General features: G+C 73.1%; 17 protein-coding genes. 15 read left to right on the top strand and 2 right to left on the bottom strand.

All coding sequences use genetic code 11. The annotated features are described in order from the left end of the window. Window positions 1–2: 2 nt before the first annotated feature. Entirely contained in the window at window positions 3–1637 is a 1635-nt protein-coding gene (locus ACVV2G_RS26610; RefSeq protein WP_453845297.1) for a PucR family transcriptional regulator, read from the bottom strand. Window positions 1638–1879: 242 nt separating this feature from the next. Beyond that, on the bottom strand, window positions 1880–3682 hold the full coding sequence (locus ACVV2G_RS26605; RefSeq protein WP_453845318.1) for a glycoside hydrolase family 15 protein: 1803 nt from the start codon (window positions 3680–3682) through the stop codon (window positions 1880–1882). A 569-nt stretch (window positions 3683–4251) separates the two neighbouring features. Between ACVV2G_RS26605 and pyrG the strand changes: the two genes are divergently transcribed. From pyrG to ACVV2G_RS26530, 15 genes are all read left to right on the top strand, one after another. After that, a complete protein-coding gene (gene pyrG / locus ACVV2G_RS26600; RefSeq protein ID WP_453845296.1) occupies window positions 4252–5901 on the top strand; it encodes a CTP synthase in 1650 nt (549 codons plus the stop codon). An 86-nt stretch (window positions 5902–5987) separates the two neighbouring features. Then, complete coding sequence (locus ACVV2G_RS26595) at window positions 5988–6623, top strand: NUDIX domain-containing protein (protein WP_453845295.1); 636 nt, start codon at window positions 5988–5990, stop codon at window positions 6621–6623. A 237-nt stretch (window positions 6624–6860) separates the two neighbouring features. Continuing rightward, the gene (locus tag ACVV2G_RS26590) at window positions 6861–8888 is read left to right on the top strand and encodes a tetratricopeptide repeat protein (RefSeq protein WP_453845294.1); all 2028 of its coding nucleotides are present in this window, start codon (window positions 6861–6863) and stop codon (window positions 8886–8888) included. 130 nt (window positions 8889–9018) lie between these two features. Further along, window positions 9019–10143, top strand: coding sequence for an alanine dehydrogenase (gene ald, locus ACVV2G_RS26585; RefSeq protein WP_453845293.1), 1125 nt, complete (start codon window positions 9019–9021; stop codon window positions 10141–10143). Window positions 10144–10582: 439 nt separating this feature from the next. Beyond that, window positions 10583–11710, top strand: coding sequence for a ParA family protein (locus ACVV2G_RS26580; protein ID WP_453845292.1), 1128 nt, complete (start codon window positions 10583–10585; stop codon window positions 11708–11710). A 41-nt stretch (window positions 11711–11751) separates the two neighbouring features. Then, the gene (locus ACVV2G_RS26575) at window positions 11752–12246 is read left to right on the top strand and encodes a hypothetical protein (RefSeq protein ID WP_453845291.1); all 495 of its coding nucleotides are present in this window, start codon (window positions 11752–11754) and stop codon (window positions 12244–12246) included. A gap of 261 nt (window positions 12247–12507) precedes the next feature. Next, window positions 12508–13617, top strand: coding sequence for a segregation and condensation protein A (locus ACVV2G_RS26570; protein WP_453845317.1), 1110 nt, complete (start codon window positions 12508–12510; stop codon window positions 13615–13617). Between the two features lie 4 nt (window positions 13618–13621). Next, complete coding sequence (scpB, locus tag ACVV2G_RS26565) at window positions 13622–14275, top strand: SMC-Scp complex subunit ScpB (protein WP_453845290.1); 654 nt, start codon at window positions 13622–13624, stop codon at window positions 14273–14275. Further along, window positions 14275–15390, top strand: coding sequence for a pseudouridine synthase (locus ACVV2G_RS26560; RefSeq protein WP_453845289.1), 1116 nt, complete (start codon window positions 14275–14277; stop codon window positions 15388–15390). Before scpB ends, ACVV2G_RS26560 begins: the two co-directional genes overlap by 1 nt. Before the next feature lie 74 nt (window positions 15391–15464). Continuing rightward, a complete protein-coding gene (locus ACVV2G_RS26555; protein ID WP_453845288.1) occupies window positions 15465–16184 on the top strand; it encodes an NUDIX hydrolase in 720 nt (239 codons plus the stop codon). After that, window positions 16181–17203, top strand: a complete 1023-nt coding sequence (locus ACVV2G_RS26550) for an ADP-ribosylglycohydrolase family protein (RefSeq protein WP_453845287.1) — start codon at window positions 16181–16183, stop codon at window positions 17201–17203. The genes ACVV2G_RS26555 and ACVV2G_RS26550 overlap by 4 nt, the downstream gene beginning before the upstream one ends. A 278-nt stretch (window positions 17204–17481) precedes the next feature. Further along, window positions 17482–17844: a chorismate mutase gene (gene aroH / locus ACVV2G_RS26545; RefSeq protein ID WP_453845286.1), complete on the top strand. Its 363-nt coding sequence runs from the start codon at window positions 17482–17484 to the stop codon at window positions 17842–17844. Continuing rightward, on the top strand, window positions 17841–18926 hold the full coding sequence (locus ACVV2G_RS26540; RefSeq protein ID WP_453845285.1) for a prephenate dehydrogenase: 1086 nt from the start codon (window positions 17841–17843) through the stop codon (window positions 18924–18926). Before aroH ends, ACVV2G_RS26540 begins: the two co-directional genes overlap by 4 nt. A 112-nt stretch (window positions 18927–19038) precedes the next feature. Next, window positions 19039–19734: a (d)CMP kinase gene (cmk, locus tag ACVV2G_RS26535; RefSeq protein ID WP_453845284.1), complete on the top strand. Its 696-nt coding sequence runs from the start codon at window positions 19039–19041 to the stop codon at window positions 19732–19734. Further along, window positions 19731–20393 (top strand): lysophospholipid acyltransferase family protein, encoded by a 663-nt coding sequence (locus tag ACVV2G_RS26530; RefSeq protein WP_453845283.1) that lies wholly within the window; start codon window positions 19731–19733, stop codon window positions 20391–20393. The genes cmk and ACVV2G_RS26530 overlap by 4 nt, the downstream gene beginning before the upstream one ends. The last annotated feature ends 6 nt before the right edge of the window (window positions 20394–20399 follow it).

Raw genomic sequence — 20399 nt, 5'->3', positions numbered from 1 at the left:
GGCTACGGCACGTGCCGGCGGGCCCGCAGGGCCAGGCTCAGCGCCAGGACGGTCTGCGGGTCGTCGAGATCCGTGCCCAGCAGCTCACCGATCCTCGCCAGCCGGTTGTAGAGCGTCTGCCGGTTCAGGTGGAGTTCGCGCGCCGTCTCCGCCTTGCGGCCGGCGTGCGCCAGGTACGTCTGGAGCGTGGGCAGCAGGGGCGGCCTGGAGCGGTGGTCGTGGTCGCGGAGCGGACCGATCGCCCGGTCCACGAAGGCCGCGAGGTCCGGATGGTCACGCAGCCGCCACAGCAGCAGGTCGATGTCCAGGCGCCGGGCGTCGTACCAGGGCCGGTCGGTGAGCCCCTCGGCCGCGGCCGCCGTCTCCGCCGCGTGCCGCAGCCCCGCCGACGCCGCCGCCCAGCCACCGGCCACCCCGACGACCACCACGGGTGGCTGGGCTCCCGGCCGCTGCATCCCGGCCCGCTCCGCGCCCGCCCGCAGCGCCGCCGCGACCCGGTCCGCGACCGCCTCCCGCTCCGACTCCGCGCGCAGGCCCAGCAGCAGCGGGACCCGCCCCTCCACCGGCCGTACGCCCAGCAGGACCGGTACCCCGACCGACGCCAGCTCCTCGGCGACCGCCCGCGCCAGCACCGCCCAGCCGCCGCCGGACGGGGAGAGGGCGTCACCGAGCCGCATCACCACCGGGAGCAGCGGACTGCCACCGGGTTTGAAGCCCAGGACGCGTGCCTGCGCCGGGGCGTCCCGGGCGGTGATCCGGCCCTCGGCGAGGTCGGTGAGGAAGTCACCGCGCCCGCGCGCCGCCAGCTCCTCCTCCTGCCGTGCCTGCATCAGCACCACGGCGAGGATCCCGGCCGCCCGCTCCGCCGCCATCCGGTGCACCGGCGCCAGCGGGGACCGCACGGGCAGGAGGACGAGCCGGGCACGTACCGAACCGGCGCCCGGGCCGCCGCCGGGCACGTCCACCAGGACCGAGCCCGCCGGGGGAGGGACGTCCTTGTGCGGGCCGCGCAGCCCCTCCCACACCTGGAGGGGGTCGGTGCCCTCGGGGCCGGAGCCGGCGGCGTACAGCAGGCGGCCGTCGGTGGTCTCCAGGAAGACGGGGTTGTCGCCGAAGCCGGCCAGGATGCCGAGCACCTGGGGCACCCCGCCGCCGGCCAGCAGGGCCTCCGTGCAGCGGCGGTGCACCTCCTCGGCCCGCTGGAGCAGCGTGTAGTGACCGTTGACGATCTCGGTGTGGACCTCCTCGGTGACCGTCACGAACGGCACCTCGCGGTGCAGCTGGACCAGGGGCAGCCCGGCCGCGCGGGCGGTGTCCACGAGGGCCGACGGGAGCCGGGCGAAGCGCGGGCCCAGCTCCACGACGAGGGCCGCGATGCCGCGGTCGGCGAGCGTACGGACGAACGCGCGCTGCTCGGCCGGGCGCGTGCCGAGACCGTAACCCGTGGTCAGCAGGAGTTCGCCGCCCTTGAGCAGGGAGGCGATGTGGGGCACCTCCCCGGCGTGCACCCAGCGCACGGTGCGGTGCAGGCGGTCGGCACCGGCGAGGATCTCCGGCAGGCCGCTGCGGAGCCCGGGGAGTTCCAGGGCACGCTGCACGGTGATCCCCGAGGGCGGGGGCGCGCTGGGGGTGTTCATGCAGCGGACGCTACCCGGGGGCGCGGGACGGGCACATCTCCGGCGCCCCGCGCTGGTGGCGTGCCCGGTGCCGGGCGGCGGCGGTGGGGCGAGGCGCCCGGAGCCGCCGGGTGCCGTCTCCGCGCCCGGCCGCCCCCGGGCGGGACCCCCGGCGCCGACCGGTGAGTCCGGCGGCACGACCGGGCGCGGCCACGCACGTCATCCGCGCGTGGCCACGGTGCCTGCCCGGGAGGAGTCTCCGCTCAGCCTCCGTACGCCCCGCTGGCCGTCAGCCTCAGGGCGGTGTCGATCAACGGCACGTGGCTGAAGGCCTGTGGGAAGTTGCCGACCTGGCGCTGGAGGCGGGGGTCCCACTCCTCGGCGAGGAGGCCCAGGTCGTTGCGGAGGGCGAGGAGCCTCTCGAAGAGCTTGCGCGCCTCGTCCACCCGGCCGATCATCGCGAGGTCGTCGGCCATCCAGAACGAGCAGGCCAGGAAGGCGCCCTCGTCACCGGGCAGGCCGTCCACGCCCTCGTCGCCGCCCTCGGTCGGGTAGCGCAGGATGAAGCCGTCCGAGGTGGACAGCTCCCGCTGGATGGCCTCGATGGTGCCGATCACCCGCTTGTCGTCCGGCGGCAGGAAGCCCATCTGCGGGATCAGCAGCAGTGAGGCGTCCAGTTCCCGGGAGCCGTAGGACTGCGTGAAGGTGTTGCGTTCCTTGTCGTAGCCCTTCTCGCACACGTCCCGGTGGATGTCGTCGCGCAGCTGCTTCCAGCGCTCCAGCGGGCCGTCGGCGTCGCCGGACTCGATCAGCTTGATGGTGCGGTCGACGGCGACCCAGGCCATCACCTTGGAGTGCACGAAGTGGCGGCGCGGGCCGCGCACCTCCCAGATGCCCTCGTCCGGCTCCTGCCAGTGGTCCTCCAGGTAGCGGATCAGCTTGAGCTGGAGCACGGAGGCGTAGTCGTTGCGGGCCAGGCCCGTCATGTGGCCCAGGTGCAGGGCCTCGGTGACCTCGCCGTAGACGTCCAGCTGGAGCTGGTGGGCCGCGCCGTTGCCGACCCGGACCGGTGTGGAGCCCTCGTAGCCGGGCAGCCAGTCCAGCTCCGCCTCGCCGAGTTCGCGCTCGCCCGCGATGCCGTACATGATCTGCAGGTTCTCCGGGTCGCCGGCGACCGCGCGCAGCAGCCACTCGCGCCAGGCGCGGGCCTCCTCGCGGTAGCCGGTGCGCAGCAGCGAGGACAGGGTGATCGCCGCGTCGCGCAGCCAGGTGTAGCGGTAGTCCCAGTTGCGTACGCCGCCGATGTCCTCCGGCAGGGAGGTGGTGGGCGCGGCCACGATGCCGCCGGTGGGGGCGTACGTCAGGGCCTTCAGCGTGATCAGGGAGCGGACCACGGCCTCCCGGTAGGGGCCGTGGTAGGTGCAGTGCTCGACCCAGTCGCGCCAGAAGTCCGCGGTGGCCTCCAGGGACTGCTCGGGCTCGGGCAGCGGCGGCGGCTCCTTGTGCGAGGGCTCCCACGAGATCGTGAAGGCGATCCGCTCACCCGGCGCGACCGTGAAGTCCGCGTACGTGGTGAGCGCCTTGCCGTAGGTCTCGGCCTCCGTGTCGAACCACACGGAGTCGGGGCCGGCGACGGCCACGGTGCGGCCCTCGTGCTTGTGCACCCACGGGACCACACGGCCGTAGCTGAACCGCATCCGCAGCTCCGAGCGCATCGGTACCCGGCCGGAGACACCCTCCACGATCCGGATCAGCTGCGGCGCGCCGTCGCGCGGCGGCATGAAGTCGGTCACCCGGACGGTGCCGCGCGGGGTGTCCCACTCGGATTCCAGGATCAGCGAGTCGCCCCGGTAGGTCCGCCGGGTCGCGGCGGGCGGCTCGGCGCCGGGAGCGTGGGCGGGGCCCATCCGCCAGAAGCCGTGTTCTCCGGTGCCCAGCAGACCGGCGAAGATGGCATGCGAGTCGAAGCGGGGCAGGCACAGCCAGTCGACTGTGCCGTCCCGGCAGACCAGGGCAGCGGTCTGCATGTCTCCGATGAGTGCGTAGTCTTCGATGCGCCCGGCCACGTGCAACTCCAGTCGAACGGCCACGTCACCCCGCGTGGGGGCGGTCGCTAGTGCGGTCAAGGGTGGGGTCAGGGGTGTGAGTCATGCCTGTGTGTCATGCGTGTTGTCATGCGTCGTTGAGTCATGAAGCAAAGCAGCCGTTCGGCCGGGAAGCCAAACGCTGCGCCCCAGAAGTCAATTGTTCCTCAACGGACTGACGAGCTGTTGTTGTTCCGGTGCTGACGGGCGAGGGGTGGTGCCGTGTCACCGGGGCGGGCTCGGCAGCGAACGTCCGAGCAGGATACGACGCACGTAGATGATCTGTGTGCCGCTCCGGACAACCCGGGTACGCCGAACGGGTGGCCACCGGGTGAGGAAACGGTGAGCCACGCGCCTGGGTGCCCGCGCGTGTGCGGAGGGTGGCCGGAAGCCTTCGCCCCGAGGCGCTGATACGCTGGTAGCCCGTGGACCGGTGGGAGAAAAACCCCGGAACCGCAGCGACGGCGCCGCCGACGACAACCCGGTACGACCGGGTCGGACGACGAACGCACCGCACCCCAGACCGCGACCACGGGAGCCCCCTCTTGGCCATGCCGCCCAAATCCTCGACGACCAAGCACATCTTCGTCACCGGGGGTGTCGCCTCCTCGCTCGGCAAGGGGCTGACCGCCTCCAGCCTCGGCATGCTGCTCAAGGCACGGGGTCTGCGCGTCGTGATGCAGAAGCTCGACCCGTACCTCAATGTCGACCCTGGCACGATGAACCCCTTCCAGCACGGTGAGGTGTTCGTCACCAACGACGGCGCCGAGACCGACCTGGACATCGGCCACTACGAGCGTTTCCTCGACCGCGACCTCGACGGCTCCGCCAACGTCACCACCGGTCAGGTCTACAACACGGTGATCGCCAAGGAGCGGCGCGGCGAGTACCTGGGGGACACGGTCCAGGTCATCCCGCACATCACCAACGAGATCAAGCACCGCATCCGCCGCATGGCGACGGACGAGGTGGACGTCGTGATCACCGAGGTCGGCGGCACGGTCGGAGACATCGAGTCGCTGCCCTTCCTGGAGACCGTCCGCCAGGTCCGGCACGAGGTCGGCCGCGACAACGTCTTCGTCGTCCACATCTCGCTCCTGCCGTACATCGGCCCCTCCGGTGAGCTGAAGACCAAGCCGACCCAGCACTCGGTCGCGGCGCTGCGCAACATCGGTATCCAGCCGGACGCGATCGTGCTGCGCTGCGACCGCGAGGTGCCGACCGCGATCAAGCGCAAGATCTCCCTGATGTGCGACGTCGACGAGGCCGCCGTGGTGGCCTGCCCCGACGCCCGCTCGATCTACGACATCCCCAAGGTCGTCCACACCGAGGGCCTGGACGCCTACGTCGTCCGCAAGCTGGACCTGCCGTTCCGCGACGTGGACTGGACGACCTGGGACGACCTGCTCGACCGGGTCCACAACCCCGACCACGAGATCGTCATGGCCCTGGTCGGCAAGTACATCGACCTGCCCGACGCCTACCTGTCGGTCATCGAGGCACTGCGCGCGGGCGGCTTCGCCAACAAGGCCCGGGTGAAGATCAAGTGGGTCACGTCCGACGACTGCAAGACCCCGGCCGGCGCCCAGGCGCAGCTCGGTGACGTCGACGCGATCTGCATCCCGGGCGGCTTCGGCGAGCGCGGCGTCACCGGCAAGGTCGGCGCGATCAGGTACGCCCGCGAGAACGGGATCCCGCTGCTGGGGCTCTGCCTGGGCCTGCAGTGCATCGTGGTCGAGGCCGCGCGCAACCTGGCCGGCGTCTCGGACGCCAACTCCACCGAGTTCGACCCGGCCACCGCCCACCCGGTCGTCTCCACGATGGCCGAGCAGCTCGACATCGTGGCCGGCGAGGGCGACATGGGCGGCACCATGCGGCTCGGCATGTACCCGGCCAAGCTGGCGGAGGGCTCCCTGGTGCGCGAGGTCTACGACGGCAAGGAGTACGTCGAGGAGCGGCACCGCCACCGCTACGAGGTGAACAACGCCTACCGCGCGGAGCTGGAGAAGAAGGCGGGTCTCGTCTTCTCGGGCACCTCCCCGGACGGCAAGCTCGTGGAGTACGTCGAGTACCCGCGCGAGGTCCACCCGTACCTGGTCGCCACGCAGGCGCACCCGGAGCTGCGCTCGCGCCCGACCCGCCCGCACCCGCTCTTCGCCGGACTGGTCAAGGCCGCGGTCGAGCGGAAGACGTCCAAGTAGCACGCCAGTTGTACGGTGGCCGGGGCGCGCGCAAGCGACGGCGCGGGCCCCGGCTTTTCGCGTACGTCTGAAAGGGCAGGTCAGGCATGACGGGCAGCACGATCAAGGACATCCCCGAGGAGTGGGAGGTCCGGGGCACGCGGACCCCCTTCCAGGGCAAGAAGACCTCCGTCCGCACGGACGACGTGGTCATGCCCGACGGCTCCGTCGTGACCCGCGACTACCAGGTGCACCCCGGCTCCGTGGCCGTCCTCGCCCTGGACGGCGAGGGGCGGGTCCTGGTCATCCGGCAGTACCGGCACCCGGTGCGCGAGAAGCTCTGGGAGATCCCGGCGGGCCTGCTCGACGTCCCCGGTGAGAACCCGCTGCACGCCGCCCAGCGCGAGCTGTACGAGGAGGCGCACGTCAAGGCCGAGGACTGGCGGGTGCTGACCGACGTCTACACCACCCCCGGCGGCTGCGACGAGGCCGTACGGATCTTCCTCGCCCGGAACCTGTCCGAGGCCGAGGGCGAGCGCTTCGTCGTCGAGGACGAAGAGGCCGACATGGAGCTGGCGCGGGTGCCCGTCGCGGACCTGGTCCGCGGCGTCCTCGCGGGCGAGCTGCACAACAACTGCCTGGTCGTGGGTGTCCTGTCGCTGGTCGCGGCCGAGCGGGGGGACGGGTTCGACGCCCTGCGCCCGGCGGAGGCGCCGTGGCCCGCCCGTCCGTTCGAGGCGTGAGTCCCGCCCGGGACGCCCGGGGCAAACGTTCTCGGCCGGCGCCGGGGCCCGAACGCCACCGAGGAGGGTCCTCCGCGGTGTGACCGGCGAGACCGGTGTGACCATCGGTTGATCCGATCGAGGGACGTGCCCGCCGCGCTCCGCCGGGAACGTAGCAGAGCGTGAACTAGGCTCTGGAAACGCCCGAACCGGAGTTCCGGCGGGCACCGGCGTGCGGTGGGATCGGGAGTGTGGCCCGTGACGGATCAGGCGGTGGACACGGACGGTGTACGGCTGTCGCAGGACGGGGCCGAGGAGAGTCGGTTCCTGGGCCGCACCCGTGAGCTGAAGGCGCTGCGCGCCGACATCGAACGCGCGGGCCTGGACACCCTCTCCGGCCGCAAGGCCCCCCGCGCGCGCGTCCTCCTCATCGCGGGCCGTCCCGGCTCGGGCCGCACCGCGCTCGCCGGGGAACTGGCCGCCCAGGTCGCGGACGGCTACCCCGACGGCGTGCTGCGGGCCCGCCTGAGCGAGCCGGACGGCACGCGCGTGCCCGTCTCCCGGCTCGCCCGGGACCTGCTCACCGAGCTGGACCACCCTGCCCCGCCCGGGGCCGACGAGGACGACCTCACCGAGGCACTGCGCGCCGCCCTCGCCGACCGCAGGGCCCTGCTCCTGCTCGACGACGCGGCCGACGCCGAGCAGGTCGACGCCCTGCTGCCGGACACCCCGCACTGCCTGGCCGTCGCCGTCGCCGAGGGCCCGCTCACCGGGATCGCGGACGTCCGCCCGTGCACGCTGGGCGGGCTGGACACCAAGTCGGCCGTGGAACTGCTGTCCCGGCACACCGGCTCGGTCCGCATCACCGTCGACCCCCGGGCCGCCGAGCAGCTCGCCGAGGCCTGCCGGGCCCAGCCCGCCGCGCTGACCCTGGCCGGCGGCTGGCTCGCCGCCCGCCCCCAGGCGGCCGTCGCCGACCTCGCCAAGCAGGTGCACACGGAGGGGGACGAAGGGACCCCGCTCAGCCGTGTCTTCCGCCTCGCCTACGCCTCGCTGCCCAGCCCCGCCGCCCGGATGCTGCGGCTGCTCTCCCTGGCTCCGGCCGGTCTGGTCGACCCGCACACCGCCTCCGCGCTCGCCGGCTGCTCGGTGCACGGCGCCCGCACCACGCTGGACGACTTCGTCGCCCTCGGCATGCTGCGCGCGGTCGACGCCCCGCTGCCCGAGTACGAGGTCCCCGGCTGCCTGCACTCCCTGCTGCGGTCCCTCGCCGAGACCCACGACCGGCCCGCCGAGATCCAGCTCGCCCGCGCCCGGATGCTGGAGCGGACGGTACGGCTGCTCCAGTCCTGCCGGGCGGTCACCGAGACCGACAGCCCGCAGGCCCGCGAGAAGCTCCTGACCCTGCCGCGCTCCCTGCGCTTCCCCACTCCGCGGGCCGCCGCCGAATGGCTGCGCGTCCGCCGTCCCGCCCTGCTGGCCGCGGCCCGCCTCGCGGTCGCCGACGGGGAGCTGGACACTCTCGCCCGGCGGCTGATGTCCCAGCTGGTACGGGCCATGGTGGCCCACTTCGGAACCCAGGCGGCGGCCCCCGACCTGTACGGCGTCCACCGCCTCGTCCTCGACGTGGCCGAGCGCCGCGACCTGCCCCGGGAGAAGGCGGCGGCCCTGCTCAACCTGGCCGACCTGGACGCCCGCACCGGACGCACCGCCGAGGCCCTGGTGCGCTACCGGGCCGCGCTGGACGCCGGACGCGAGGCGGACGACCCGTACGCGACCGCCCGCGCGATGGAATCCGTGGGCGGCGCCCACCTGGAGCTGGGGGACTACGACCGGGCCGCCGACTGGTTCGGCCGGGCCCTCGCCCAGCGGCTCGCCCGGGACGAGCGCGCCGACGCCGCCCGGGTCTACGGCCGCCTCGCCACCGCCCACACCTATGCCGGCCGCTACGGCGAGGCGCAGCGGGGCTGGCGCGCGGCGGCCGCCGGGTACCGCAGGACGGGCGACGTGGCCGCGCACGCGCGGGCGTTGAGCGAGCTGGCCCGTGTCCAGGAGTACGCGGGACGCCCCGTGGAGTCGCTGCGCACCTGTCAGGAAGCCGTCGACCGGGCCCGCCGGGCCGAGGACGTCCGGCTCCAGGCCGCGCTGCACCTGCGGCTGGCCGACACGCTCGACCGGCTCGGCGACCCCGCGGCGGCCGGCCTGCAGCGCAGCGCTGCGGACCGCATGCTGAGGGAACATCCCGCTGAAGCCTGCGAAATCCGCAGCACTGCGTCTGAAGATTGATGCTTTGAAAGGCTAGACAGCGGGAACACCTTCATTAGACTGGCTCTGCCGCACGTTCTTGCGGTCTCTCCCGTTGTGCCCTCTGCACACGGGTACGCGTAGTAATGCCCCATCCTCTGAGCCAAGGACCGTGATCGACGTGAAGGTCGGTATCCCCCGCGAGGTCAAGAACAACGAGTTCCGGGTGGCCATCACCCCCGCCGGCGTGCACGAGCTGGTGCGCCACGGTCACCAGGTCGTCATCGAGCACGACGCCGGTGTCGGTTCCTCGATCCCCGACGAGGAGTACGTCGCGGCCGGCGCGCGGATACTCGGCACCGCCGACGAGGTCTGGGCCACCGCCGACCTGCTGCTGAAGGTCAAGGAGCCCATCGCGGAGGAGTACCACCGCCTCCGCAAGGACCAGACGCTCTTCACCTACCTGCACCTGGCCGCCTCCCGGGAGTGCACGGACGCGCTCGTGGAGTCCGGCACCACCGCGATCGCCTACGAGACGGTCGAGCTGCCGAACCGCGCGCTGCCGCTGCTCGCCCCGATGTCCGAGGTCGCGGGCCGGCTGGCCCCCCAGGTCGGCGCCTACCACCTGATGGCCGCCAACGGCGGGCGCGGTGTGCTGCCCGGTGGCGTCCCCGGCGTGCTGGCCGGCCGGGCCGTCGTCATCGGCGGCGGTGTCTCCGGCTGGAACGCGGCGCAGATCGCCATCGGCATGGGCTTCCACGTGACCCTGCTCGACAAGGACATCAACAAGCTCAAGGAAGCCGACAAGATCTTCGGCACGAAGATCCAGACCGTCGTCTCCAACGCCTTCGAGCTGGAGAAGGCCTGCCTGGAGGCCGACCTCGTGATCGGCGCCGTCCTCATCCCGGGCGCCAAGGCCCCGAAGCTGGTCACCAACGAGCTGGTCTCCCGGATGAAGCCCGGGAGTGTCCTTGTCGACATCGCGATCGACCAGGGCGGCTGCTTCGAGGACTCCCACCCGACCACGCACGCCGAGCCGACCTTCCCGGTCCACCACTCGGTCTTCTACTGCGTCGCCAACATGCCCGGCGCGGTGCCGAACACCTCCACCTACGCGCTGACCAACGCCACGCTGCCGTACATCGTGGAACTGGCCGACCGCGGCTGGGCCGAGGCGCTGCGCCGCGACCCCGCGCTGGCCAGGGGCCTCAACACCCATGACGGCAAGGTCGTGTACAAGGAGGTCGCCGAGGCGCACGGACTGGAGCACGCCGAGCTGGACTCGCTGCTCGCCTGACGCCCCGCCCCCCCCTGCCGGCGACCGGTCCACCGGCCGGTCCACCGGCCAAGTCGTCAAACGGCAAAGGCGATACGTCAACAGTCGCCGTCAACCCCGCACACCCGGCCGGACCTTGCCCGACGAGGTCCGGCCGGGTGTGTGTATGGTCACTTTGCGATTCTCGGTCAACTCGCCTCGAACGTGACGCTTCAACCGATTCGCGCACCGGTGAAACCTGCTGTGCGACGGCCGTACGCCCTTGACAGAGGGATGTTTCAATGCCGACACATCGGGCCGGGTCCGGCGGATTGTGTTGCTGCGGACGGCCGACACGCCATAGAGTCGCCGAACGTCGGCATGGTGCCACGCTGACCTGTCTAGAAGTTAACTGGTCACCAAGGAGGTAAGACGACTTGTGAATGAGTCGACATTTACTCCCGGGGGTGGTCAACCAGGAATGCCTGCACGGGCCGAGAGCCCCGGGCGTCTCGAGGCTGTCGGCTCCGTCGCTGTACGCACCTTCGCAGCCCACCAGAGTCCGCAGGCAACTCGGACAGCACACATGAGCATGGATGGCCAACACGTGAACGCCATGGCCGGCGACGGAAGTGGCGCGCCCCGCAACCACTTCGCCGACTACGACGAACTGCCCGAGGGGCACTTCTACGATCCGGACGCGGAGTACGAGCCCGATCCCGAGTACGCGGCCACCCTCGCGCCCGACGCGGCCCGTCAGCGCCGCGAGCGCATCGGCCCGACCGGACGCCCGCTGCCGTACTTCCCGATCCCGGGTCCGCTGACCGATCACGGCCCCGCGAAGATCATCGCGATGTGCAACCAGAAGGGCGGCGTCGGCAAGACCACGTCGACCATCAACCTGGGTGCCGCGCTCGCCGAGTACGGGCGCCGGGTGCTGCTCGTCGACTTCGACCCGCAGGGCGCGCTGTCGGTCGGTCTCGGCGTCAACCCGATGGAGCTCGACCTCACCGTCTACAACCTGCTCATGGAGCGGGGCATGGCGGCCGACGAGGTGCTGCTGAAGACTGCGGTCCCCAACATGGACCTGCTGCCCAGCAACATCGACCTGTCGGCGGCCGAGGTGCAGCTGGTGAGCGAGGTCGCGCGCGAGTCCACGCTGCAGCGGGCGCTGAAGCCGCTGATGGACGACTACGACTACATCGTGATCGACTGCCAGCCCTCGCTCGGCCTGCTCACGGTCAACGCGCTGACGGCCGCCCACAAGGTGATCGTGCCGCTGGAGTGCGAGTTCTTCGCGCTGCGCGGTGTGGCGCTGCTGACCGAGACGATCGAGAAGGTCCAGGAGCGGCTCAACCCCGACCTGGAGCTCGACGGAATCCTGGCCACGATGTACGACTCGCGCACGGTGCACAGCCGTGAGGTGCTCGCGCGGGTCGTCGAGGCCTTCGACGACCACGTCTACCACACGGTCATCGGACGCACGGTCCGCTTCCCGGAGACCACGGTCGCCGGCGAGCCGATCACCACGTACGCCTCCAACTCCGTCGGTGCCGCCGCCTACCGCCAGCTCGCCAGGGAGGTGCTCGCCCGGTGTCACGCCGAGTGAGTCTGCCGGGGGCCGACGAACTCTTCCGTACGACAGGGGGCATGGCGCTCCAGGCGTCCTCCCCGCGGCGCACGCCCCACGGGGAGGCCCGGGTGCCGGCGCCGGCGGGGGAGAGCGACCAGGCCGCCGCGGAGGACGGGCCGCAGTCGGTGCCCGCGCGGGGCGGCGAGGGCGCGGAGCACACCGCGGCGGACGCGGAACCGGGTCCGGCGGGCGAGTCCCGCAGCCGGGGCGCGGAGCGCTCCGGGCCGGGCGCGCAGGAAGGTTCTGCCGCCGCTGCCCAGCCCCGCAAGCGCGGCGGCCGGGCCGCCGCACGCCGTCCCAGCGGCCGTGAGCGCCACGACGAGAAGATCACCGTGTACGTCTCCGCCGAGGAACTCATGGATCTGGAGCACGCCCGCCTGGTGCTCCGGGGAGAGCACGGACTGGCCGTCGACCGCGGCCGCATCGTCCGCGAGGCGGTCGCCGTGGTCCTCGCCGACCTGGAGACCCGCGGGGACGCCAGCATCCTCGTACGACGGCTGCGCGGGCGGTAGCGGTAGCCTGCGGGGGCCATGACCTCGAACGACGCCCCCCACCCCGGCGCCCGCGCCGGCCGCAGGCGTGTGCTGGGGAAAGGCCCGGGAGAGCCCCCGGCGGCTCCGCCGGTCCCACCCGCCCCGCCCGCCCCACCGGTCGCCGAGGCGTCCGAGGTGCCCGACGTCTCCGCGGACGCGGCGCCGGGGGACGGGGCCGCAGGGACTTCCTCGTGGCGCGACGCGGCCTCTTCGCGGATCTCCCGCGCGGCGGCCGAGCCGATCGCGGTGAGCGTCCCCCGGGGGACCGGGGCGCGGGGCGGGCCGCAGGCCCCGACGCAGCCGCAGCCGGGGACCGCGCCGCCGGTGTCCGCCGAGCCGCCGGGCACGCCCCCCGCCGCACCGGAGGCGCCCGGACCCGCGGACGGCCCCGCGGGCCGCGAGAGCGCGCCGCAGGGCGCTCCGGAGCCCGGCGGGGCGGTGGCCGGCCCCGTGCGCGGGGCGGGAGCCGCCTCCACGGTGCCGGAGGACCCGCCGGGGACCGCGGAGGCACCCGGCGTCCTCCCCGGGGGCGCGCCCGGCGACGGGGCCGACGGTGTCTTCACGGTGCGGCTGGCCAACTTCGAGGGGCCCTTCGACCTGCTTCTCCAGTTGATCTCCAAGCACCGGATGGACGTCACCGAGGTCGCCCTCTCCACGGTGACCGACGAGTTCATGGCGCACATCCGCGCGCGGGGACCGGACTGGGATCTCGACGAGACGACCGAGTTCCTGGTGGTCGCGGCCACCCTGCTGGACCTGAAGGCGGCCCGGCTGCTGCCCGCCGCCGAGGTCGAGGACGAGGCGGACCTGGCGCTGCTGGAGGCCCGTGACCTGTTGTTCGCGCGGCTGCTGCAGTACCGCGCGTTCAAGCGGATCGCGGAGATCTTCAACGAGCGCCTCGATGCCGAGGCCCGTCGCCACCCCCGTACCGCCGGCCTGGAACCGCACCACGCCGCACTGCTGCCCGAGGTCGTCATCAGCGTCGGACCGGAGGGCTTCGCCGGGCTCGCCGTGAAGGCGATGCAGCCCAGGCCCGAGCCGCAGGTCCACGTGGAGCACATCCACGCGCCCCTGGTCAGCGTGCAGGAGCAGGCCGGGATCGTCGTCGCCCGGCTGAGGGAGCTGGGCGAGGCCAGCTTCCGGGTGCTGGTCGAGGACACCGAGGACACGCTGACCGTCGTGGCCCGCTTCCTCGCCCTCCTGGAGCTGTACCGGGAGAAGGCCGTCGAGCTGGACCAGGACACCGCGCTCGGTGACCTGCTGGTGCGCTGGAGCGGCGGGGACGCGGACGCCGAACCGGTGGTGACCGACACGTACGACCGCCCGCCGGACGAACCCGAGGAGGGATGAAGACGTGAGGGACGAGACCACGGAGGCCGAGGGCCGGGCGGAGGCCGTCGCCGGCCTGGACCTGAAGCCCGCTCTCGAAGCCGTCCTCATGGTCGTCGACGAGCCCGCGACCGAGGAGCACCTCGCCCGGACACTCCAGCGGCCCCGGCGGCAGATCGCCGACGCGCTGCGCGAGCTGGCCGACGAGTACACCGCCCGGGGCCGCGGCTTCGAACTCAGACGCGTCGCGGGCGGCTGGCGCTTCTACAGCCGCCCCGAGTACGCCGCGGCCGTCGAGGGCTTCGTCCTGGACGGCCGGCACGCCCGCCTCACCCAGGCCGCGCTGGAGACGCTCGCCGTGGTCGCCTACCGCCAGCCGGTGAGCCGCAGCCGCGTCTCCGCGGTGCGCGGAGTGAACTGCGACGGCGTACTGCGCACCCTCCTGCAACGGGGTCTGGTCGGGGAGGCGGGCACGGAACCCGAAACAGGTGCGATCCTGTACGTGACGACGAACTACTTCCTGGAGCGGATGGGCCTGCGCGGCCTGGACGAGCTGCCGGAACTCGCGCCCTTCCTCCCGGAGGCGGCGGCGATCGAGGCCGAGACGCTGGAAGGGGTCCCGTCGTTCGATCCGGACGCCCCGGATTCCGAGGACGCAGACGACAAGACGGAACTTTGATGCGAAGCAGCAGCGGCAGGAACAGCAGCGGAAACAACGGCGGGAGCCGTGGTGGCAACAGCGGCGGCCGCGGCGGGAGCAGCGGTGGCCGCGGTAACCCTCGCGGCGCCGGCGGCAACCGCGACGACAAGCAGGGCGGCCGTCCGAAGAACCCGCGCCCGGAGGAGCGGCGCTACGACGTGGGGCCCGGCGCCACGCACGAGGGCCCGAAGTCGGGCCGCGGCCCGGCGGCCCGCGGCGGCGCCAAGGGCGGCCCGAAGAAGCCCCTGCAGCGGGGGCGCTCGGTCCCGGCCACGTCCCGCGAGTACGAGGCGCGGGCCGAGGAGCGCAACCGGGAGCGGTACGCGGGCAAGAAGGACGTCAAGCCGCCCAAGACCTTCCCGGGCGCCGAGCAGGAGGGCGAGCGGCTGCAGAAGGTCCTCGCACGCGCGGGCTACGGCTCCCGGCGCTCCTGCGAGGAGCTGATCGAGCAGGCGCGCGTCGAGATCAACGGGGAGATCGTGCTGGAGCAGGGCAGGCGGGTCGATCCGGAGAAGGACGAGGTCAAGGTCGACGGCCTGACCGTCGCCACGCAGTCGTACCAGTTCTTCTCGCTGAACAAGCCCGCCGGTGTCGTCTCCACCATGGAGGACCCGGACGGCCGGCAGTGCCTCGGTGACTACGTCACCAACCGTGAGACGCGTCTCTTCCACGTCGGCCGGCTCGACACCGAGACCGAGGGCGTCATCCTGCTCACCAACCACGGCGAGCTGGCACACCGACTCACCCACCCCCGGTACGGCGTGAAGAAGACCTACCTCGCGCACATCGTGGGCCCGATCCCGCGCGACCTCGGCAAGCGCCTGAAGGACGGCATCCAGCTGGAGGACGGGTACGCGCGCGCGGACCACTTCCGGGTCGTGGAGCAGACCGGCAAGAACTACCTGGTCGAGGTCACCCTGCACGAGGGCCGCAAACACATCGTCCGCCGCATGCTGGCGGAGGCCGGGTTCCCCGTCGACAAGCTGGTGCGCACCTCCTTCGGCCCGATCACGCTGGGCGACCAGAAGTCGGGCTGGCTGCGCCGGCTGTCCAACACGGAGGTCGGCATGCTGATGCAGGAGGTCGAGCTCTAGCCCGCCGGACAGGCCTTGTACGGAACGGCCACCCCCTTTTATAGTCCGAGTGACTATTAAGGGGGTGGCCGTTCGTGCACGGCTACGACAAGCACGCCTTCGAGCCCTTCGCCGTCACCGTCGACCTCGCCGTCCTCACGCTCCGCGCGGGTGCGCTGCACGTGCTGCTCGTCGAGCGGGGGCAGGAGCCGTACGCCGGCCGCTGGGCGCTGCCCGGCGGCTTCCTGCTGCCGGCCGAGTCCGCGGAGGCGGCGGCCCGGCGCGAGCTGGCCGAGGAGACCGGCCTGGCGCACGTGACCGGACTGCACCTGGAGCAGCTGCGCACCTACAGCGAGCCCGGCCGGGACCCCCGGATGCGGGTCGTGTCGGTCGCGTTCGCCGCCCTGCTGCCCGACCCGCCCGAGCCGCACGCGGGCACCGACGCGGACGAGGCCCGCTGGGTGCCGTACGACGCGGCCGTGGACCTCGCCTTCGACCACGACCGGATCCTGGCCGACGCCCGGGAACGCGTCGGCGCCAAGCTGGAGTACACCTGCCTGGCCACCGCCTTCTGCTCGGCCGAGTTCACGCTCGGCGAGCTGCAGCAGGTCTACGAGACGGTGTGGGGCACGGCCCTCGACCGGCCCAACTTCCGCCGCAAGGTCCTCGCCACCCCCGGCTTCGTCGAAGCCGTCCCCGGCGCCGCCCGCCTGACCGGCGGCCGCGGCAAACCGGCCGCGCTCTACCGCGCCGGCCCGGCCGGCACCCTGCACCCGCCCCTGCTCCGCACCCCTCGGGAAGGACGCCCCGCATGACCACGACCACCGTCACCAAGCGCGCCGCCACCGGTGCCCTCACCGGCCTCGCCCTCGGGGACGCGCTCGGCTTCCCGACCGAGTTCGACGACGTCCCGTCGATCCTCGCCCAGTGCGGTCCGTGGCGGGAGATGGAACTGCCCCGGCCCGCGACCGTCACCGACGACACCCAGATGACGCTGGCGCTGGGGAAGGGGCTGCGGACGGCCGTGGGCCGGGGGGACCTGGCTCCTGAGGGGATGACCGAACCCGTGCGGCGGGAGTTCATCGCCTGGAACCGGTCGCCGGACAACGACCGGGCCCCGGGCGGCACCTGCCTCAGGGCCTGCGAACTCCTGGAGCGACCGGACCGTCCCTGGCAGGACGCCAGCCAGGTCCACTCCAAGGGCTGCGGCGCCAACATGCGCGTCGCACCGGTCGGGCTCGTCCCCGGTCTGAGCGACGAACAGCGCGCCGGCGCCGCCCAGTTGCAGTCCGCGCTCACCCACGGGCACCCCACCGCGCTCGCCGCCTCCGACCTCACCGCACACGCCGTCCGGCTGCTCGCGGAGGGAGCCGAGCCGACCGGACTGGTCGGGCTGCTGCGGTCGTACGCCTACGACAACCGCACCCGCTACCACGAGCGCTGGCTGGGCGACCTGTGGACCCGCGCCCAGGACCCGACGCCCGAGCACTTCATCGCCCGCGGCTGGGACGAGTGCCTGGCGGCGCTCGACCGGCTCCAGCAGGCGGCGCGCACCGTGTCGCCGGAGACCGACCCCTGCCTCGCGGTCGGCGAGGGCTGGATCGCCGAGGAGGCGGTGACCGCCGGACTGCTCTGCTTCCTGCTCTTCGTGGACGAGCCCCTGACCGCCCTGCGCCGCGCCGCCTGCACCTCGGGCGACTCCGACTCCATCGCCTGCCTCGCGGGCGCCTTCGCGGGCGCGTACCTGGGCGCCGACGCCTGGCCGGCCGAGTGGGCGGACCGCATCGAGTACCGGACCGACCTCCTCGCCCTCGGAGCGCTCTGGGACGCCTGACCCCACGCCCCCCCAGGAGGTCCGGATTCGCGCGCAGCGCCTCAGGCCGGCCGGGCCGGGTTTCCCTCCACCGCGATCCGCACCTCGGGCAGCGGCGACCGTACGACGGGTCGGACGGTGGGTCATGTCGTCACTCCGGGGGATGCGGGGGATGCGGGGGAGGACTCCCGCCGGGGCCGGCGTCTCAGGAGACGGGCGCCCCGGGCCGGTGGGCGGCGGGCTGACTACGCTGGACGGACCAAGAACCGATACGCACGTCAGCAGCAAGGAGCATCGCCGTGGCGGTACGAGCGGTCCGGGGCGCCGTCCAACTGGAGCGGGACGAAGCCGGACACATGGACGAGCAGGTCGCGGCCCTGCTGACCGAGGTCCTGGAGCGCAACGGCCTGACCGGCGAGGACCTGATCAGCATCTGGTTCACGGCCACCCCCGACCTGCACAGCGACTTCCCGGCCGCCGCCGCCCGCAAGCTCGGCATCACCGACGTCCCGCTGATCTGCGCCCAGGAACTGGACATCGAGGGCGCCATGCCCCGGGTCGTCCGGATCCTCGCCCACGTCGAGTCCGACCGGCCCCGCGCCGGGATCGCCCACGTCTACCTCGGCGCCGCCGCGGCCCTGCGCAAGGACATCGCCCAGTGAGAACCGCCCTCGTCATCGGTACCGGCCTCATCGGGACCTCCGCCGCCCTCGCCCTGACCCGGCGGGGCGTCACCGTCCACCTCGCCGACCACCACCCGGAGCAGGCCCGCACGGCCGCCGCGCTGGGTGCCGGCACCGACGAGCCGCCGGCCGGGCCCGTCGACCTCGCGATCGTCGCCGCCCCGCCCGCCCTGGTGGCCGACGTGGTCGCCGACGCCATGGCGCGCGGCGCCGCCCGCGGGTACGTCGACGTGGCCAGCGTCAAGGGCGGCCCCCGGCGCGAGCTGGAGGCGCGCGGCCTCGACCTGAGCGCGTACATCGGCACGCACCCCATGTCCGGCCGGGAGAAGTCCGGCCCGCTGGCCGCCACCGGCGACCTCTTCGAGGGCCGCCCCTGGGTGCTGACCCCCACCCGGGACACCGACACCGAGGTGCTGAACCTCGCCCTGGAACTGGTCTCGCACTGCCGGGCGGTGCCGGTGGTGATGGACGCGGACGCCCACGACCGCGCCGTCGCCCTCGTCTCCCACATGCCCCACCTGGTCTCCAGCATGGTCGCCGCCCGCCTGGAGCACGCCGAGGAGGCCGCCGTACGGCTGTGCGGGCAGGGCATCCGCGACGTGACCCGGATCGCCGCCTCCGACCCCCGGATGTGGATCGACATCCTCTCCGCGAACCCGGGGCCGGTCGCCGACCTGCTCACCGACGTCGCCGCCGACCTGGAGGAGACGGTGCGGGCCCTGCGCGCCCTGCAGTCCGCCGACGACGACAAGCGCCGGGAGGGCGGCACCGGCATCGCCGAGGTGCTGCGCCGCGGCAACGCCGGGCAGGTGCGGGTCCCGGGCAAGCACGGCAGCGCCCCCCGGCTCTACGAGACCGTGGCCGTCCTCATCGACGACCAGCCCGGCCAGCTGGCCCGTATCTTCGCGGACGCGGGACGGGCCGGGGTCAACATCGAGGACGTACGGATCGAGCACGCGACCGGGCAGCAGGCCGGTCTGGTCCAGCTGATGGTCGAGCCGACGACCGCCCCCGTGCTGACGGCGGCCCTGAAGGAACGGGGCTGGGCGATCCGGCAGTGATCCCGGGGATCGGGCGCCTGTCGGAGGGGCCCCGGGGAGCCAGTAACCTGGTGCGGGGCGCGTTCGCGTCCCGCACACCACCCACCGCACCGCACCAGGAAGGTGTCCCCCCGTGGAAAACGGCGCCGCCCCGACCGTCCCGGCCGTGATTGTCGCCATCGACGGCCCGTCCGGCACGGGCAAGTCGAGCACGTCGAAGGCCGTCGCCGCGCAGCTCGGCCTGCGCTACCTGGACACCGGGGCCCAGTACCGGGCGATCACGTGGTGGATGGTGACCAACGGCATCGACACCGACGACCCGCACGCCGTCGCCGCCGCGGCCGGCAAGCCCGAGATCGTCTCCGGCACCGACCCGGCGGCCCCGGCCATCACGGTCGACGGCGTGGACGTGGCCGGCCCGATCCGCACCCAGGAGGTCACCTCCAGGGTCAGCGCGGTCAGCGCCGTCCCCGAGGTGCGGACCCGGATCACCGAGCTGCAGCGCACCATCGCCGCCGCCGCCCCGCTCGGTATCGTCGTCGAGGGCCGCGACATCGGCACGACCGTGCTGCCGGACGCCGACCTGAAGATCTTCCTCACCGCCTCGGCGGAGGCCCGCGCCGCCCGCCGCAGCGGCGAACTCAAGGGCGCCGACATCGACGTCACCCGCGAGGCCCTGATCAAGCGGGACGCGGCCGACTCCAGCCGCAAGACCTCTCCGCTGGCCAAGGCCGGCGACGCGGTCGAGGTGGACACCACCGAGCTCACCCTCGCGCAGGTCGTCGAGTGCGTCGTCACCCTCGTCGGGGAGAAGCGGGCGGGCAAGTGACCGAGGTCCCGTCGGCGCAGGGCGCCGAGGTCGGGCGGCGCATCGGCGTCGGCCTGATGTACGGGCTGTGGAAGCCCCGCGTGCTCGGTGCCTGGCGGGTGCCCGCCACCGGCCCGGTGATCTACGCCGTCAACCACGCGCACAACATCGACGGTCCGATGGTCATGGGCGTGGCCCCCCGGCCGACGCACTTCCTGATCAAGAAGGAGGCGTTCGTCGGCCCGCTCGGCCCGTTCCTGACCGGCATCGGCCAGCTGAAGGTGGACCGCCACTCCACCGACCGCACGGCCATCGCCCGCGCCCTCGGCGTCCTGGAGAACGGCGGCGTACTGGGCATCTTCCCGGAGGGCACCCGGGGCGAGGGGGACTTCGCCTCGCTGCGCGCCGGGCTCGCCTACTTCGCGGTCCGCAGCGGCGCCCCGATCGTTCCGGTCGCCGTGCTGGGAAGCACCGACCGGCCCGGACGGTTGATAAAGGCGCTGCCCCCGCTGCGCTCCCGCGTCGACGTCGTCTTCGGCGACCCCTTCGACGCGGGCGACGGCAGCGGACGGCGCACCCGCAAGGCACTGGACGAGGCCACCGAACGCATCCAGAAGCAGCTCACCGCGCACCTGGAAAACGCCAGGCGCCTCACCGGGCGCCGGGCGACACCCGAGTAGTGGATC

The organism is Streptomyces sp. JK94 (assembly GCF_053613315.1).
The sequence above is the reverse complement of the archived record's forward strand: the minus strand, read 5'-3'. Positions and strand labels throughout refer to the sequence as shown.

What these genes read in the sequence shown, in the direction of transcription:
- ACVV2G_RS26610 (WP_453845297.1), bottom strand. Translation starts at nt 1,637, where the DNA reads ATGAACACCCCCAGCGCGCCCCCGCCCTCGGGGATCACCGTGCAGCGT.
- ACVV2G_RS26575 (WP_453845291.1), top strand. Translation starts at nt 11,752, where the DNA reads ATGGCGCTCCAGGCGTCCTCCCCGCGGCGCACGCCCCACGGGGAGGCC.
- ACVV2G_RS26580 (WP_453845292.1), top strand. Translation starts at nt 10,583, where the DNA reads ATGCCTGCACGGGCCGAGAGCCCCGGGCGTCTCGAGGCTGTCGGCTCC.
- pyrG (WP_453845296.1), top strand. Translation starts at nt 4,252, where the DNA reads ATGCCGCCCAAATCCTCGACGACCAAGCACATCTTCGTCACCGGGGGT.
- ACVV2G_RS26550 (WP_453845287.1), top strand. Translation starts at nt 16,181, where the DNA reads ATGACCACGACCACCGTCACCAAGCGCGCCGCCACCGGTGCCCTCACC.
- ACVV2G_RS26595 (WP_453845295.1), top strand. Translation starts at nt 5,988, where the DNA reads ATGACGGGCAGCACGATCAAGGACATCCCCGAGGAGTGGGAGGTCCGG.
- ACVV2G_RS26560 (WP_453845289.1), top strand. Translation starts at nt 14,275, where the DNA reads ATGCGAAGCAGCAGCGGCAGGAACAGCAGCGGAAACAACGGCGGGAGC.